The 461-nt window shown below is 40.8% G+C and carries 1 protein-coding gene; it reads right to left on the reverse strand.

All coding sequences use genetic code 11. From position 1 onward, the window contains the following. The coding region (locus E5983_RS09475) for an IS5 family transposase (protein ID WP_160333526.1) at positions 1-461 on the reverse strand (461 nt) is incomplete at both ends.

Here is a 461-nt window from a genome sequence, read left to right on the forward strand (position 1 = left end):
TCGTGCACATTAGCTGCTGTCACTTCGAAATTTTTGATTAGCTTTGATTTGGAATCGACACAAACATGATTTTTATAGCCAAAGTAATCTTGCCCTCCCTTTTTAGTCCAACGTGCATCGGTATCCTTCTGAGAACGTTTAGCTGAATTCCAGTCCTCTGGTTCTGTCCCCTCTTTAATTTGTTCATTCTCTTTACGTGTATTTCTTTGTTTAGGTGCTTCCACAAAGGTGGCATCAACAATCTGCCCTTTATGTGCTAATAAACCTTCTTCTTCCAAAGTTAAATAAAAGGTATCAAATAATTCCTGTTCTTTTCCAGACTTGGTTAGGCGCTCGCGATATAACCAGATTGTTTTGGCATCTGGAACTCGTTGGTCATCGCAGCCAACAAAACGGCGAAAAGACAGACGATCAAGCAATTGGTATTCCATAGCTTCGTCTGACAAATTATAGAGGCGGGC

The organism is Streptococcus danieliae (assembly GCF_009767945.1).
Lineage (GTDB): Bacteria > Bacillota > Bacilli > Lactobacillales > Streptococcaceae > Streptococcus > Streptococcus danieliae.